The organism is Microbacterium sp. C7(2022) (genome assembly GCF_028823665.1).
Classification (GTDB): domain Bacteria; phylum Actinomycetota; class Actinomycetes; order Actinomycetales; family Microbacteriaceae; genus Microbacterium.
In genome coordinates this window covers 366841-380446 of record NZ_JAPEHV010000001.1, presented here as the reverse complement: position 1 = coordinate 380446, position 13606 = coordinate 366841, and the positions used below count along the sequence as shown (strand labels likewise).

Annotated in this window: 18 protein-coding genes; 13 read left to right on the top strand and 5 right to left on the bottom strand. The window is 67.7% G+C overall.

From position 1 onward, the window contains the following. Positions 1-4 precede the first annotated feature (4 nt). Both ON062_RS01665 and ON062_RS01660 read left to right on the top strand, forming a co-directional pair. The gene (locus ON062_RS01665; protein WP_274645386.1) at positions 5-1183 is read left to right on the top strand and encodes an ATP-NAD kinase family protein; all 1179 of its coding nucleotides are present in this window, start codon (positions 5-7) and stop codon (positions 1181-1183) included. Beyond that, the gene (locus ON062_RS01660; protein WP_274645385.1) at positions 1173-1931 is read left to right on the top strand and encodes an SDR family NAD(P)-dependent oxidoreductase; all 759 of its coding nucleotides are present in this window, start codon (positions 1173-1175) and stop codon (positions 1929-1931) included. The genes ON062_RS01665 and ON062_RS01660 overlap by 11 nt, the downstream gene beginning before the upstream one ends. Positions 1932-2018: 87 nt before the next feature. On the opposite strand, the gene ON062_RS01655 is transcribed toward ON062_RS01660, so the two are convergent. Then, complete coding sequence (locus tag ON062_RS01655; protein ID WP_274645384.1) at positions 2019-2510, bottom strand: BLUF domain-containing protein; 492 nt, start codon at positions 2508-2510, stop codon at positions 2019-2021. After that, positions 2507-2800 (bottom strand): hypothetical protein, encoded by a 294-nt coding sequence (locus ON062_RS01650; RefSeq protein WP_274645383.1) that lies wholly within the window; start codon positions 2798-2800, stop codon positions 2507-2509. Before ON062_RS01650 ends, ON062_RS01655 begins: the two co-directional genes overlap by 4 nt. A 168-nt stretch (positions 2801-2968) precedes the next feature. On the opposite strand from ON062_RS01650, the gene ON062_RS01645 reads away from it, so the two are divergent. From ON062_RS01645 to ON062_RS01620, 6 genes are all read left to right on the top strand, one after another. Then, positions 2969-3484 (top strand): hypothetical protein, encoded by a 516-nt coding sequence (locus tag ON062_RS01645; RefSeq protein ID WP_274645382.1) that lies wholly within the window; start codon positions 2969-2971, stop codon positions 3482-3484. Positions 3485-3544: 60 nt separating this feature from the next. Further along, complete coding sequence (locus tag ON062_RS01640) at positions 3545-3694, top strand: hypothetical protein (RefSeq protein ID WP_274645381.1); 150 nt, start codon at positions 3545-3547, stop codon at positions 3692-3694. A 48-nt stretch (positions 3695-3742) separates the two neighbouring features. Next, positions 3743-4768 (top strand): dTDP-glucose 4,6-dehydratase, encoded by a 1026-nt coding sequence (gene rfbB, locus ON062_RS01635; protein ID WP_274645380.1) that lies wholly within the window; start codon positions 3743-3745, stop codon positions 4766-4768. Between the two features lie 5 nt (positions 4769-4773). Then, positions 4774-5304: an Rrf2 family transcriptional regulator gene (locus ON062_RS01630; RefSeq protein ID WP_274645379.1), complete on the top strand. Its 531-nt coding sequence runs from the start codon at positions 4774-4776 to the stop codon at positions 5302-5304. 89 nt (positions 5305-5393) lie between these two features. Continuing rightward, positions 5394-6299, top strand: a complete 906-nt coding sequence (locus ON062_RS01625) for a sulfite exporter TauE/SafE family protein (protein ID WP_274645378.1) — start codon at positions 5394-5396, stop codon at positions 6297-6299. Positions 6300-6303: 4 nt separating this feature from the next. Continuing rightward, entirely contained in the window at positions 6304-7152 is an 849-nt protein-coding gene (locus ON062_RS01620; protein ID WP_274645377.1) for a hypothetical protein, read from the top strand. 7 nt (positions 7153-7159) lie between these two features. Here the strand turns inward: ON062_RS01620 and ON062_RS01615 are convergent, their stop codons facing one another. Beyond that, positions 7160-7573 carry a VanZ family protein gene (locus ON062_RS01615; protein ID WP_274645376.1) on the bottom strand — a complete coding sequence of 138 codons (414 nt, stop codon included), beginning with the start codon at positions 7571-7573 and terminating at the stop codon, positions 7160-7162. A gap of 118 nt (positions 7574-7691) precedes the next feature. On the opposite strand from ON062_RS01615, the gene ON062_RS01610 reads away from it, so the two are divergent. From ON062_RS01610 to lepB, 4 genes are all read left to right on the top strand, one after another. Continuing rightward, on the top strand, positions 7692-8603 hold the full coding sequence (locus ON062_RS01610; protein WP_274645375.1) for a nucleotidyltransferase family protein: 912 nt from the start codon (positions 7692-7694) through the stop codon (positions 8601-8603). A 151-nt stretch (positions 8604-8754) separates the two neighbouring features. Then, positions 8755-9234 carry a hypothetical protein gene (locus ON062_RS01605; RefSeq protein ID WP_274645374.1) on the top strand — a complete coding sequence of 160 codons (480 nt, stop codon included), beginning with the start codon at positions 8755-8757 and terminating at the stop codon, positions 9232-9234. A 173-nt stretch (positions 9235-9407) separates the two neighbouring features. Continuing rightward, entirely contained in the window at positions 9408-9998 is a 591-nt protein-coding gene (locus tag ON062_RS01600; RefSeq protein ID WP_274645373.1) for a hypothetical protein, read from the top strand. Positions 9999-10021: 23 nt separating this feature from the next. Then, positions 10022-10729, top strand: a complete 708-nt coding sequence (gene lepB, locus ON062_RS01595) for a signal peptidase I (protein WP_274645372.1) — start codon at positions 10022-10024, stop codon at positions 10727-10729. Here the strand turns inward: lepB and ON062_RS01590 are convergent. Then, the gene (locus ON062_RS01590) at positions 10707-11024 is read right to left on the bottom strand and encodes a PqqD family protein (RefSeq protein ID WP_274645371.1); all 318 of its coding nucleotides are present in this window, start codon (positions 11022-11024) and stop codon (positions 10707-10709) included. The two genes, lepB and ON062_RS01590, sit on opposite strands and share 23 nt — an antisense overlap. Continuing rightward, entirely contained in the window at positions 11021-12130 is a 1110-nt protein-coding gene (locus ON062_RS01585; RefSeq protein ID WP_274645370.1) for a hypothetical protein, read from the bottom strand. The genes ON062_RS01590 and ON062_RS01585 overlap by 4 nt, the downstream gene beginning before the upstream one ends. 77 nt (positions 12131-12207) lie before the next feature. Between ON062_RS01585 and ON062_RS01580 the strand changes: the two genes are divergently transcribed. Then, the gene (locus tag ON062_RS01580; RefSeq protein WP_274645369.1) at positions 12208-13599 is read left to right on the top strand and encodes a polysaccharide biosynthesis tyrosine autokinase; all 1392 of its coding nucleotides are present in this window, start codon (positions 12208-12210) and stop codon (positions 13597-13599) included. Positions 13600-13606: the final 7 nt, after the last annotated feature.

The window sequence follows — 13606 nt, the reverse complement described above, 5'->3', positions numbered from 1 at the left end:
TCGCATGCTCGGCCTCGTCATCAACCCCGTCGCCGGAATCGGTGGGCCCGCCGGGCTCGCCGGTTCCGACGGCGCCGACGTGCAGTCGCTCGCGCGAGAACGTGGCTCGGCAGCGCGTGCTGCGGAGCGCGCCGTCACGGCGCTCGAGATGCTCCCGCGCGGGTCGCGGGTGCTGACGGCCGCCGGATCGATGGGTGCGGACGCCGCCGCGACAGCGGGTGTCGATACTGAGGTCGTCTACGCCCCGGCGCACGGTTCGAGCCTCGGTGAGGCGCAAGCCACTGTGCCGGCAGACACGACAGCGGCCGTGCGCGCGCTGACGGACGCCGGCGCGACGCTCGTGTTGTTCTCAGGGGGCGACGGCACCGCACGCGATGTCGCTGCTGCCCTGCGCGATTCCCCCAGCACTGCGGCGCTCGGCATCCCCGCGGGCGTCAAGATGTACTCCCCCGTATTCGCGGTGAGTCCGCGGGCCGCGGGGGCTCTGGCTGCAGACTGGCTGGAGGGCGCGCTGCCGACTCAGCAGTGCGAGGTGCTCGACGTCGACGAGGCGGCACTGCGGCGTGCGCGAGTCGAACCGCGGCTGTACGGCACCCTACCTGTGCCGTACCGAAGCGGTCGCACGCAGGCACGGAAGGCTGCGTCCCCGGCATCGGAGCATGCCGCAGTCGTCGCCGCCGCTCGTAGCGCGGTCTCGGCGATGCGCCCCGGCGTGCGCTACCTTCTCGGCCCCGGCGGAACGATGGCCGAGGTAGCTCGGGCGCTGGGCGTGGAGAAGACCCCGCTCGGAGTCGACGTCGTGCTCGATGGCGCGCTTGTGCGGCGCGGTGCGTCAGAGCTCGAGCTGCTCGACGAGATCACACACGGGCCGGCGAAGGCCATCGTGTCGATCATCGGCGGTCAAGGCTTCGTGCTCGGCCGCGGCAACCAGCAGCTTTCTGCTCGCGTCATCCGGGCACTCGGCGCAGACCCGCTCGTCGTCGTCGCCCCCGAATCCAAGCTGATCGAACTGCACGGTCGCCCGCTACTGGTCGACACCGGCGACCCAGAATCCGATGCTGCCATCGGCGGTTACGTCCGGGTCATCACCGGGCTGGCGGCATCCAGTTTCTATCCTGTCCACGCACCCGAAATCTCGTCAGAACACACATCAGAAATCACGGAGGAGTCCCATGCGTCTTGAAGGAAAGAAGGCCATCGTCACCGGCGGCGCCGGCGGCATCGGCCGCGCATCATCGCTCGCACTCGCCGCCGAAGGCGCGGCCGTCGCGGTCGTCGACCTGAACGCCGACGCGGCCGAGGCCGTCGCCGCTGAGATCCGCACGGCCGGAGGCTCGGCGTTCGCCGTCGCTGCCGACGTGTCGGCGGAAGCCGACATCGAGCGCGTCGTGGCGACCGCGATGTCGGAGTTCGGCAGCATCGACATCGTGTTCAACAACGCCGGCATTATCCGCCGCACGACGGCTGTCGAGACGACAGTCGAAGAATGGGACCGCGTGTTCGGCGTCAACGTGCGCGCGATCTTCCTGATGTGCAAGCACGTCGTACCTCTCATGGCAGCAGCCGGCGGCGGTTCGATCATCAACACGGGGTCCGGGTGGGGCCTCAAGGGCGGCGGACAGGCGATCTCGTACTGTGCGTCGAAGGGCGCCGTCGTCAATATGACGCGCGCGCTCGCCATCGACCACGGGCCGCAGGGCATCCGGGTGAACACCGTGAACCCGGGAGATGTCGACACCGGCATGCTCCGCGACGAGGCCCGTCAGCTCGGGCAAGCGGAGTCGGGGTTCCTCAGCGAGGCTGCCGACAGGCCGCTACAGCGGATGGGACAGCCCCACGAGATCGCATCGGTGGTCGTGTGGCTCGCAAGCGAAGAGTCGTCGTACATCACGGGCGCCGCGATCGTCGCCGACGGCGGCGGTATCGCCTGAACTACGGAGCTGCCGTCATGGGCCACTTACGCGCGGCAAGGATGGTTCCTGTAGCAGGCACCCTTAGGCGCCGACTACTCGTACACCTCAGGCGGCAGATTCTCCGGCATCCTCGGACTCCCCGGCATCTCCGGCCGAGCGCACGCGGAACCACAGGCTGATCTCCCGCACGGCCCGCATGATGTGCGTCCGCTCGGCGGCCGCCTCAAGGTCTGCGAACGTATCGCGGAAGCCCTCGGGCAACTCTTCGCGAGGCGTGAAGATCGGCTGATACCCCATGCTCCACTCCGCGAACTGACGCTCGTCAATCGGCTCATCCAACAACACCGTCAGATCGGTGTGACGCGCGTCGGCCCTGATCTTCTCCAGGAGCGCGTGCACGCGATCGGCACGTCCCTCGAGAATCTGGACGAACTGGCCGCCCCGGTACAACAACATGCCCGTGATGTCGTCACGGCTGTTGTTCTCGCGGCTGGTGATCAGGATGCCGCGCAGCGCGGCATCCGACATCCGCCCCTCGGTCGCCGTGCTGATGTACACGAGCGAAATCAGGGCATTCTCGTCGTGTGAGGCCGTCATGCTGCGACCCCCGCTGACGGGCCCGGTTGGTGCGTCGTGAGCATGTCCATCGCTTCTCGGCGCCCGGGTGCGCGCCCGACGAGCCGCGATCGGCCGTCGAACACGCGGTAGCTCGCATCGGCCTCACGATCGATGTAGCCCAAGAACACGCCGCCCGCATTTGCGACATGGAAGCCGTCCTCGACGCGGGACCACAGCACCTCCCCCGGCCGAAACGCGGGTGCGGCGAACGGATCTGCAGGGAGAGGGTCAGAGGAGAGGGGGTCTGAGGAGAGGGGGTCTGAGGGCATGCCCCACACGCTACGTCGAACGCCGAGAGCGGTCGAGGCGCTTGTGCGATGCCCGGGGTTCTGTTACCCGTTGTGGAGAGGGATGTATCACAGCCGCCGCGCCCGCACTCTGGGCAAGAGGAAACGATCCGTTCGCCCTCGAGGCGAGCACCCGAACAGGAGAGCCCCATGAGCACGTCTTCGTTTGACCCACGTCGCATCCGCACCGCATCTCGCACGCGAACAGTCTTCGCGTCCGTGGGGCTGGCCGCGGCATCCGCCCTCATCCTCACTGGGTGCACGAACCCCATCGACCAGCTCGTGCAGGGCGGCATCGAAAACACCATCGAGCAGGTCATCGAGGAGAACACGGGCGCCGACGTCGACATCGACACCGGCAGTGGGGCATCGTTGCCCGACGGCTGGCCCGCCGAGATCCCGGTGCCGTCGACCTCGCCCGCGTTCTCGATGGCTGCCGAGGGCGGGTTCCAGGCCACGTTCGAGATTTCGGATGCCGCAGAGGGCGACGCGATCAAGGATCAGCTCCTCGCCGACGGATACGAAATGACCGGCGAGAGCGACATGGGTGTGCTCAAGTCGTACATCCTCACCGGCCCCGAGTGGACGATATCGCTCGCCCTCGTGATCCCCGAGGATGACGAAGCCCCCAGCCTCACGTATCTGGTGGCCCCCGCGACCGAGTAACGGCTGAGACGCAGATCACACGTTTCGCCGGTGTCGCCGACACCTGGCAGTATGGCGAGCATGAATCGCACCGCCAAAGTCACTGTCTGGGCGGCGACGGGCGTCGTGATCCTCGGGCTCCTTGGGCTGACGGCACTCGCGGTTCCGGGGGTGCTGCCCACACCGGCCGGAGTCACGGGCAGCAGCACGTCGCTGCCGATGACGGGCTGACCGACTGACCCACTGCCCCGCCCACACGCGCGGGCCTACCCTGGAGGCATGGGTCGCCTGATCGTCACGGGAGGCGCCGGATTCCTCGGCGCCGGTTTCGTGCACCACGTCATCCGGCACACCGACCACCACGTCACCGTGCTCGACGCCCTCACGTACGCCGGCAACCGCGCATCGCTCGACGGCCTGCCGGCAGATCGCGTCGCGTTCGTTCACGGCGACATCACCGATGCGCCCCTCGTCGACTCGCTCGTCTCGCGCGCCGACGCCGTCGTGCACTACGCCGCCGAGTCGCACAACGACCTCTCGCTCGCCAACCCGCGCCCGTTCGTCGACACCAACGTCACCGGAACCTTCACGCTGCTCGAAGCATCCCGAACCCACGACGTGCGCTTCCATCACGTCTCGACTGACGAAGTGTTCGGAGACCTCGGTGAAGGATCGGATGCCCCCGCGTTTACCGAGGACTCTCCCTACCGGCCCTCCTCGCCATACTCGGCGACGAAGGCGGCGAGCGACATGCTCGTGCGCGCATGGATCCGGTCGTTCGGCCTGCGCGCCACAATCTCGAACTGCACGAACAGCTACGGCCCGTACCAGCACGTCGAGAAGTTCATCCCCCGCCAGATCACACAGGTAGTGCGGGGCGAGCGGCCGAAGCTGTACGGATCGGGCAGCCACGTGCGCGATTGGATCCACGCCGACGACCACTCTGCAGCGGTGCTCGCGATCCTCGAGCGCGGCCGCATCGGCGAGACCTACCTCATCGGCGCCGACTGCGAGCGCACGAACCGCGAGGTCATCGAGCGAATCCTCGCACTGATGGGTCAGCCCAGCGACGCCTACGACCACGTCGCCGATCGTCCGGGCCACGATCATCGCTACGCGATCGACGCGTCGAAACTGCGCGAAGAACTGGGGTGGATGCCGCGCCACAGCGACTTCGACGAGGGCCTTTCCGCCACCATCGACTGGTACCGCACCCACGAGTCGTGGTGGTCGGCCGCGAAGGACAGCGCCGAGAAGTTCTACGCGGCGCGCGAGGGCGCGGGCTTCCCCGCTGACACAATGTAAGCACCATGCGCATTTCTGCCCGAGCCGACTACGCCGTCCGTGCCGCCGTCTTTCTCGCACGCGTCGGTGACGGCGAGCGCGTCGCGGGCGAGAAGATCGCGACCGAGCAGGGCATCCCCGCGACGTTCCTCGAGGGCATCCTCTCGGCGCTGCGCAAGTCGGGCATCGTCGACTCAAAGCGTGGCGCCGGGGGCGGGTACCGCCTGGCATCCGCGGCATCCGACATCTCCGTCGCCGACGTCATCCGCGCTGTCGAAGGACCCCTCGTGTACGTGCGCGATGAGCGCCCGAGCGAGATCGAGTACCCCGAGGCCGACACGCACCTCGTGACACTGTGGGTGGCGCTGCGCGCGAGCGTGCGCCGCGTGCTCGACGACACGAGCCTCGAACAGCTCGCCACCGGCGCCCTCCCCGCTGAGGTGACCGCCCTCGCCGACGACCCCGCGTCGTGGGTCAGCGGGCGCTTCCCGACGATGAACGTGGATCCCGCGGCACCGCCGATCACGACGGCTACCGTGAACCTCAATCGCGACTAACGACACATTCCGACACGATTGTTGCGGCATCCCGGCACTTCTGATTGATTACCTACCAATCCAGTCGGAATTACCGGAAAGAGGTCGCCGTGCAGACTCTCGTCCTCCTCGCCCTCGTGGGCCTCGGCGCGCAGCTCGTCGATGGAGCACTCGGCATGGCCTACGGCGTCACGTCGACGACCCTGCTGCTGGCGATCGGCGCGAACCCTGCGATGGCGAGCGCCTCGGTGCACCTGGCTGAGATCGGCACGACCCTCGCGTCGGGCGTCTCACACTGGAAGTTCGGCAACGTCGACTGGAAGGTCGTCCTGCGCATCGGCGTCCCCGGCGCGATCGGCGCCTTCCTTGGCGCGACGTTCCTGTCGAACCTGTCCACCGACACGGCGAAGCCCATCATGAGCCTCATCCTCCTGGGCCTCGGCATCTACATCCTCGTGCGGTTCACGTTCCGCTCCCTCCCCCGCGTCGACCGCTCGCGCCCGTTGCGGCTGCGCTTCCTTGCCCCGGTGGGGCTGGTCGGAGGGTTCCTGGATGCCACCGGCGGTGGCGGCTGGGGTCCGGTGGGCACCCCGGCACTGCTCGCGAGCGGGCGCATCGAGCCGCGCAAGGTGATCGGCTCGATCGACACCAGCGAGTTCCTGGTGGCGATCGCGGCAAGCGTCGGGTTTCTCCTCGCGCTCGGGAGCGAAGGCTTCGACTGGGCGTGGGTAGCCGCGCTCCTCGTGGGCGGAATCGTCGCCGCCCCGATCGCGGCATGGCTGGTGCGCAAGCTGCCGCCGCGCCTGCTCGGCTCGCTCGTCGGCGGAATCATCGTGTTCACGAACGTGCGCACCCTGCTGATCGCGCTCGAGGCACCCGGCGCCGTCTTCACCTGGACGCTCAGCGCCATCGCGCTGATCTGGGCCGCCGCCGTCGTGATCTCGTGGCGCGCATGGCGCCGCGAAAAGGCACTCGTCGAGCGCGAGTCCGACGCGCTCGAACCCTCGCTAACGTAGGCGCATGGCCGTCTCGACGTCTCCTCAGCGCACGTATCGCTACCTGCGCATCGGGATCGCCGGGACGGTCGTCGTCATCTTCGTCGGTGTGGGTATCGCCACTGCTCAGGTGGGCGTTCTCACCTCGATCAGCGACTACTACTACACTCCGGCGAGGTCGACGTTCGTCGGAGCGCTGGTCGCGGCATCCCTCGCGCTCTTCGCTCTTTCGGGTCGCGGGTCGCAGCGCATCCTGCTCGACGCGGCCGCGCTGTTCGCCCCGCTGATCGCGCTCATCCCGACCACGCTCGCGCCGACCACCGTGCCCGACGTGGTGATCCCGTGCCGATTTCGCTGCTTTCCGCCCGAGTACGAGGCCGAGGCCGCGACCGGGATCATGACCTACCTGCTGGTCGGCGCGATCGCGGTGTTCGTCGTGTTGATCCTCGCGGGCCTGCGGCAGGTGCCGATCGGCGCGGTCGCGATCTCGCTGACGCTGACGGTGGGCGTGCTCGTCACGCTCGGGATCGGGTGGGCGTGGGTGCCCGAGTTCGTGCTCGCGCAGGGGCACTTCATCGCGACGATCGCGTTCTTCGGGCTGTTCGCGCTCGTGGCGATTCGCAACGCGTTCCCGCGGCGCGGAATGAAGCCGCGACCCGTGTATCGCGACATGTATGTGTTGATCGCGGTGCTGCTTGTGCTGACACTGGTCGCCTACGGCGCGATCGAGGGCAGTGGCGTCGCCGAGCGCAGCGACGTGCCGTTCGTGCTGCTTGCCGAGGTCGCCGCGCTGGTGCTGTTCTTCTTGTTCTGGGTCACGCAGTGCGCCGAGCTGTGGAACGAAGAGGACCCGCGCACGCTTATCGCGCGGTGAGTGTGGGCTAGTGCTGACGGGATCGCACCAACCACACGATCGTGATCCCGACGACGGCGCCGAGCGTGTTGGCGAGCACGTCGAATCCACTCGGAGTGCGCTGCGCCAGCAGCAACGCCTGCACCGATTCGATGAGCACCGTGACGGCGAGCGCGACACCGAGCACGAGCAGAGGCCTGCGCGGGAACAGGAACGACCCGAGCGCGCCGAGCGGCACGAACAGCACGATGTTCGCGGTGAACTCGATCACGGGGTAGCTCAACCACGGGATCGCGCGGCTGATCGCACGCAGAAGGCCCGCCGCCTCGCGGTCGACCGGTGTCGGCCAGAAGGCGATCATCGCAAGGGCGACGCCGTACACGATCAGCCAGGTGAGCGGGTTGCGAAACCACGGCACGGGCGACGCCTGCACATCACTCACGAGGCCTCCTTCCGCCCGTCCACCCGGGCGCTGCGACCCTGCCGCGCATGTGGTGCGAGCATACCCCGCTCGTTCACGAGCCCGCTCCCGTTCCCGCACCCGCACTAGGGTGAATGGCGTGACCGAGACCACGCTCCTGCGCATGGATGAGGCGGTCGACCTCGGGCACGCGTGGGTGCAGACGATCGCCGAAGAGCGCGGCATCCGAACCCTCATCATCAAGGGCCCGGCGCTCCATCGCCACGGGCTGCGCAACAAGCGCTACTCGGGAGACATCGACGTGCTCGTCGAGCCGGCGCGGTTCGTGGAGTTCTGCGACGCCATGCGCGCGACCGGATGGCGTGATCGCGACACGATTCTGATCAGCGAGCGCACGACACTGCACTCGAAGAACTTCTTGCGCGACGGGTGGCCGTGCGACCTCGACGTGCACAGCTTCTTTCCCGGGTTCCTCGCCGACCCGACGACGGTCTTCGACGCCCTGTGGGAGCGCCACGTGACGATGCCCTTCGCGCATCGCGACTGCGCCGTGCCCGATCGCGTGTCGGGGGTGTTGATCCTCGCGCTGCACTCGCTGCGCGGGTCGGTGACGCAGGCACGGCACGCAAACGAGCTCGAGCAACTGGTGCACGTGCCCCTGACGGCAGAAGAGAAGTCGGATGCCGCGGCCCTCGCCCTCGCGACCGGCAGCGCCGCGACGCTCGAAACGGTGCTGCCGCGCATGGGCGTCGAGGTGCAGGCGCCTGCCGCTGAGTTGGAGTCGCGGGAGCTGCGAGAGTGGCGTGAGCGCGTGGCATCCGGATCCCACGGCGCGTACTTCTGGTTCGTCGCCTTCCGCCGAGCGTCCTGGCGCGACCGCCCGATGATCGTGTGGCAGGCGTTCTGGCCGTCGCGGCACGACCTGCTCATTGCCCGCCCCGAGACCGTCGACACTCTGCGCGGGCGCACGCGCGCACGCGTCGCGCGCTGGGGGCGCGGCATCCGGTCACTTCCCTCTGCGCTTCGCGCGATCCTCACGCACCTGCGCTGAGCGCATTTCTGCGTTGACCGGGCGAACTCAGCTAATCCTGAGGGATCAGGGAGGCACCTCTGAAGGTTCGTGATTTATCTTGGGAGAACTGCAGTCACCCGTACCCGAATGCGTGTGGCTGATCCGACAGTGAATCTCTGGGGAGAGAACCGTGGCTTCCAGCATGCCCGCGGGTGCGTCCGACCGCGCCCTCGACCGTCGTCAACTGCTCAAGGCAGGCGCGTGGTCCGCGCCCACACTCGCGCTCGCCGTCGCGGTGCCCGCCGCCGGTGCAGCGACGCAGGCGGAGGAGATCCCGGTTCAGCCCAGTACTCCCCACATCGACATTTCGGGACGGAAGCTCACCGTCTCGATTCAGGCATCTTCATCGGAAACGGTGACCGTGATCGCGGAGATGACTGTGACGCCCGACAATTCGGGAAAATGGGACGTTCCCGATAAGGATGCCCAGTCCAAGAGCTCCTACGCCATAACCGAAGTGATTCCTGCGGGCGGAACGGTCACCCTCACGTTCCCGACGTTCACGCGCAAATCGAATGCGAACAACAAGGTGTACTACACGGTGACCTATACCATCAATGGCACCGCCGCACCATCGCTGACGCATACCGCCGAGCTTCGAGCGTCCTAGACGCACCCTGCCGCCGAGCGTCAGAGCTTAGCGTTTGCTCAAGAATGCGTATGAAGCGCGCATTGTTGCATACCCCAGGCGTAGTCTGTAATCATCCAGCGGCGCTTCGGCGCCTTTTTCTTGCCCGCGTGCACGAAACACGCGTCGGCAATCTCGCGTTCCGGGGGGAACATATGACTGACGCGCGCGCGCTCCGCGACGATGAGCCCGGTACCATCGACCGCCGCAAGCTGCTGAAGATCGGCGCCTGGGCCGCCCCCGCCCTGCTCGTGGCGACCGCCGTTCCCGCGGCGAGCGCATCAGACGTGCCCAACGAGCCGAATCCGACCCCCGCTCCGACCGTCGAGTACTCGAAGCCCGTTGCCGACGTCCTGAAAGCGGAGACCTTCGACGCACAAGGCGGCACCGCTCTCGGTCAGTTCAACTACCGCGTGCAGAGCTTCTACAACTACAACGCGTGGGGGCTCCCTGGAGAGCAAAAAGGCAACGGCCCCAGCGCCCTGAGCTTCACCTACACGGTCACTCTCAGCAACGGGCAGCGAACCGTGACACCCGAAGAGAACGTACCCGTCACCGTCCCTGCTTACGGCACCTTCAACCCGAACTGGAAGTACGTGACGGGGCTGGAAGCCGGAGAGTGGGTGGCCACCATCTCGTTTGGTCCTGTCATCCCCGTGCCCGCAGCCGTCGCTGGAAACGCCTTCGAACTCACGGGAAGCATGCCTACCCAAACCGCGAAGGCGATCGTCAAGACGCAGTGGTGACGCCCACCCGCTAGATTCGCAGGGTGACCGACGCCCGTGCCGACGAACCGCGCCCGCTGTGGCGACGGATCACCTCGAGCCTGTGGTTTCAGTTGGTCGCCGCGTTCGTCGTGACCGGCCTCATCCTGTCGTTCGTCGGGAAGCCGTACTGGGTTCCGTCGGGGTCGATGGAAGAGACGTTGCAGCCGGGTGACCGCATCCTGGTCAACCGTCTGGCATATGTGGGCGCGAACCCCGGCGCGGGCGACATCGTCGTGTTCGACGCCGATGACGCGTGGGACACCACGCCTATCCCCGCGACCGACCCGCTACGCGGCGCGCTGCGTTGGATCGGCGAGGTCACGGGGTTCGGACCCTCGGGCGCCCACACCCTGGTCAAGCGCATCATCGGCACCCCCGGCCAGAGCGTCGAGTGCTGCGATGCCGACGGCGCGATCGTCGTCGACGGAGCGCCCCTCGACGAGCCCTACGTATTCAACGACTTCGCGTTCGAACCCGGCAGCCTCGACTGCGACACCACGCCCGCATCGCTGCGCTGCTTCGACGAGGTCATCGTCCCCGAGGGCCGGTACCTGATGCTCGGCGACAATCGTGCGGGGTCATCGGACTCTGCGATCGGATGCCGCGTCCCCGACGCCTCACCGAACTGTTGGCGCTGGGCCTCGGACGGCGCGATCGTCGGCAAAGCAGCCGTGATCCTGTGGCCGATCAGTCGCTGGGGTGGGTTGTAGGGGTCGCGTCACACGCGACAAGATCAGCCTCCTCGAGCGACGAGAGGAACATCCCCACGTCTTCGCGGACGACACTCTCGTCGACGCCAGCGGAGGCGGCCACTCGCTCGCTGATCTGCTCGGCCGTTCCGCCGCCATCGGCGAGCGCCTGCCACACCAGCGCAGCGGACCCCTCGAGCGCGCGAGGAGTGCACGTCTGGTCTGACAGCGCGAGTGCGACGTAGCGATCACCCTCACCCGTCCATGCGACGTCGTCACGGATGCGCCACTGCGCGGCATCCTCGCCCTGAATCATTCGGCACCCCCTTCGACCAGCACGCCCGCCGCGACGAGATCATCGACGGCTGCGCAAACGAGGTCGGTCGCGTCGACGTCCTCCGGCTGGCCGTAGGCGTCTAGCGCGGCCTGCACCAGTCCCTCGAACGGAGTCGCCTCGGCCGCGCGCCACAGCGCCGGGGCGATGCCGCTGAGCACGCGCACGGTTCCGAGTCCCTCGTCGTCGAGGTGGAGGGTGATGAGGCGGTCAGGGTCCTCGAGCGCGAGGACGTCGTGCGCGGGGCCGCGGGAGTACGTGCCCGGCGCGCCGGCGACGGCCGCGGTAGCGTCGATGATCTCCGCCCGCGTCTCGACGACCGGCGCGCGGTACTCCTGCACCAACTCCGGCATGATCGCCAGCAACGTCTGGGCCTCGCTGTACGTCACCCGCAGCACTCCCCCGACCGCTTCCACATGCGCGGCGATGGTCTGCAACGGGGCTGGCATGAGTGAGAGATAGCTCGACTGTTCGACGAGATCGTTGATCGCATCGCCCAGATCGATGCGCTCGGCGACGGGCAGGGCCGCGGCATCCGACTTCTCGGTATCGCTGATGCGATCGAGCACCACAACCGCGGCGAGCTGCAGCGGAACGTCGGCCACTGCGCGCAGGCCGATCGACGACGGGGCACGCTGCACCTTGACCCGCGCGCCCGCTTCGATGATCGACAGCGGCTTGCGGTACGGCCACACGCGACCCGAAGCGTCGATCGCCACCGTCTCGTCGGTGACGTATCCGAATCTCGCACCGAGGGCTCGGGATGCCGTCGTCTTGCCGCGGCCCGATGGCCCGACGAACGCCACTACCTGGCCGTTGTCGAGGGCGAGGCCGGCGGCATGCAGCATCCAGAACTGACCGCGACGCGCGTCGATCGCGGCGAGCGTCACCCGTGTCGACAGGTCGGAGAGCATCACGTCGATCTCGACGCCCTCGCGCGGAGTCACCCACGTCTCGACCTCTGCGTCGGGGTCCGCGAGTGCGTCAGCCCACGCGGCGCGCACGAGTGCGGCATCCGGCTCTGAGAATGTCGACAGATCCACTTCGACGACGACACCGAACGCGGAGACTCGCAGGGGTGACGTCATGCGGGCGATTCTACGGGGCGGCCACACACGTTCCCGCGGTAGCGTGTTCATTACTCATGAGCTGAGGGGAATACGGCATGGAGTTGCGCGACTATCTGCGCATTTTGCGGGCGCACTGGGTCGGCATCGTCCTTCTCACCCTCCTCGGGATCGCCGTGGCATGGGGGTACACCGCGCTGCAGCCTCGCGTCTATACGGCGACGGCCAGCGGGTATGTCGCCGCGACCTCGACCGGCAGCGACAGCGGATCATCGCTCGTCGGTGACCAGCTCGCGCGCAGCAAGGTCACCTCGTACATCGACATCGGCTCGTGGCGCTCGGTCGCCGAGTATGCGATCGCCGATCTTGGGCTCGACACGACTCCTGAGCAACTGGTGACGCAGGTCGACGTCACCAACCCCACAGACACCGTGGTCATCCATGTGTCGGCCTCGGCCGATTCGCCCGAAGCGGCACGCGATCTCGCCGAAGCGTGGATCGAAGGCATGGTCGTCGAGATCGACAACATCGAGGGCGACGGCACCCCCGGTTCAGCGGCGGTCACGCTGATTCCCGGCGACTCGGCTCGTCTTCCTTCCGCACCGTCGTCGCCCAACGTGCGACTGAACCTCGCGCTTGGCGCCCTGGTAGGGCTCGCTCTGGGGATCGGGTACGCGGTCATCCGGCGCGTGCTCGACCGCCGGGTGCGCGATCCGCGTGACATCGAACGCGAGACCGGGATCGCGGTTGTCGGAACTCTGCCGCTCGAGAAGTCGCTCGTCGACTCGCGCCGAGTACTGAGCTTCAGCGGCCGCGATGGTGCGTCACCCATCACCGAGGCCATGCGCGAACTGCGCACCAACCTTCAGTTCATGGACGTCGACGATCCGCCGCGCGTGATTGTCGTCTCGAGCCCCCTGCCGGGCGACGGCAAGTCGACGCTGTCGGCTAACCTCGCGGTCAGCCTGGCCGAGGCGGGCCAGCACGTCATCTTGATCGACGCCGACCTTCGCCGCCCCATGGTGGCCGAGGTGTTCGGGCTCCCCGACGGCGCCGGCGTCACCGATCTGCTGGCCGGGCGGGCCGAGATCGCGGATGTCGCCCACACCGTCGGCGAGTCAGGGAACCTCGCCGTCATCACCGCGGGGCGCATCCCGCCCAACCCGAGCGAGCTGCTGGGGTCGAACCGCATGCGCGACTTGCTGCGTTCGCTGAGTGAGCACGCACTGGTGATCGTGGACTCGCCGCCGCTCGTCCCGGTCACAGATGGCGCCGTCCTCTCGCATCTGGCCGACGGCGCGCTCATCGTCGTCTCAGCGGGCAAGACGACGTTCGACGTGCTCGAGAAGGCCAACCAGAACCTCGAGCGCGCCAACGCCCGCGCCCTGGGCATCGTGATGAACCGCGTCCCGCGTCGCGGCCCGCAGGCCGGCTACTACGGCTACCAGTACAAGGGCGAATACTCAGCGGGGCCCAGCAAGGACGAATAAGGTATCG

What these genes read in the sequence shown, in the direction of transcription:
- ON062_RS01585 (WP_274645370.1), bottom strand. Translation starts at nt 12,130, where the DNA reads ATGACGTCACCCCTGCGAGTCTCCGCGTTCGGTGTCGTCGTCGAAGTG.
- ON062_RS01580 (WP_274645369.1), top strand. Translation starts at nt 12,208, where the DNA reads ATGGAGTTGCGCGACTATCTGCGCATTTTGCGGGCGCACTGGGTCGGC.
- ON062_RS01640 (WP_274645381.1), top strand. Translation starts at nt 3,545, where the DNA reads ATGAATCGCACCGCCAAAGTCACTGTCTGGGCGGCGACGGGCGTCGTG.
- ON062_RS01650 (WP_274645383.1), bottom strand. Translation starts at nt 2,800, where the DNA reads ATGCCCTCAGACCCCCTCTCCTCAGACCCCCTCTCCTCTGACCCTCTC.
- ON062_RS01660 (WP_274645385.1), top strand. Translation starts at nt 1,173, where the DNA reads ATGCGTCTTGAAGGAAAGAAGGCCATCGTCACCGGCGGCGCCGGCGGC.
- ON062_RS01630 (WP_274645379.1), top strand. Translation starts at nt 4,774, where the DNA reads ATGCGCATTTCTGCCCGAGCCGACTACGCCGTCCGTGCCGCCGTCTTT.
- ON062_RS01665 (WP_274645386.1), top strand. Translation starts at nt 5, where the DNA reads ATGCTCGGCCTCGTCATCAACCCCGTCGCCGGAATCGGTGGGCCCGCC.
- ON062_RS01655 (WP_274645384.1), bottom strand. Translation starts at nt 2,510, where the DNA reads ATGACGGCCTCACACGACGAGAATGCCCTGATTTCGCTCGTGTACATC.
- ON062_RS01620 (WP_274645377.1), top strand. Translation starts at nt 6,304, where the DNA reads ATGGCCGTCTCGACGTCTCCTCAGCGCACGTATCGCTACCTGCGCATC.
- ON062_RS01590 (WP_274645371.1), bottom strand. Translation starts at nt 11,024, where the DNA reads ATGATTCAGGGCGAGGATGCCGCGCAGTGGCGCATCCGTGACGACGTC.
- ON062_RS01600 (WP_274645373.1), top strand. Translation starts at nt 9,408, where the DNA reads ATGACTGACGCGCGCGCGCTCCGCGACGATGAGCCCGGTACCATCGAC.
- ON062_RS01645 (WP_274645382.1), top strand. Translation starts at nt 2,969, where the DNA reads ATGAGCACGTCTTCGTTTGACCCACGTCGCATCCGCACCGCATCTCGC.
- rfbB (WP_274645380.1), top strand. Translation starts at nt 3,743, where the DNA reads ATGGGTCGCCTGATCGTCACGGGAGGCGCCGGATTCCTCGGCGCCGGT.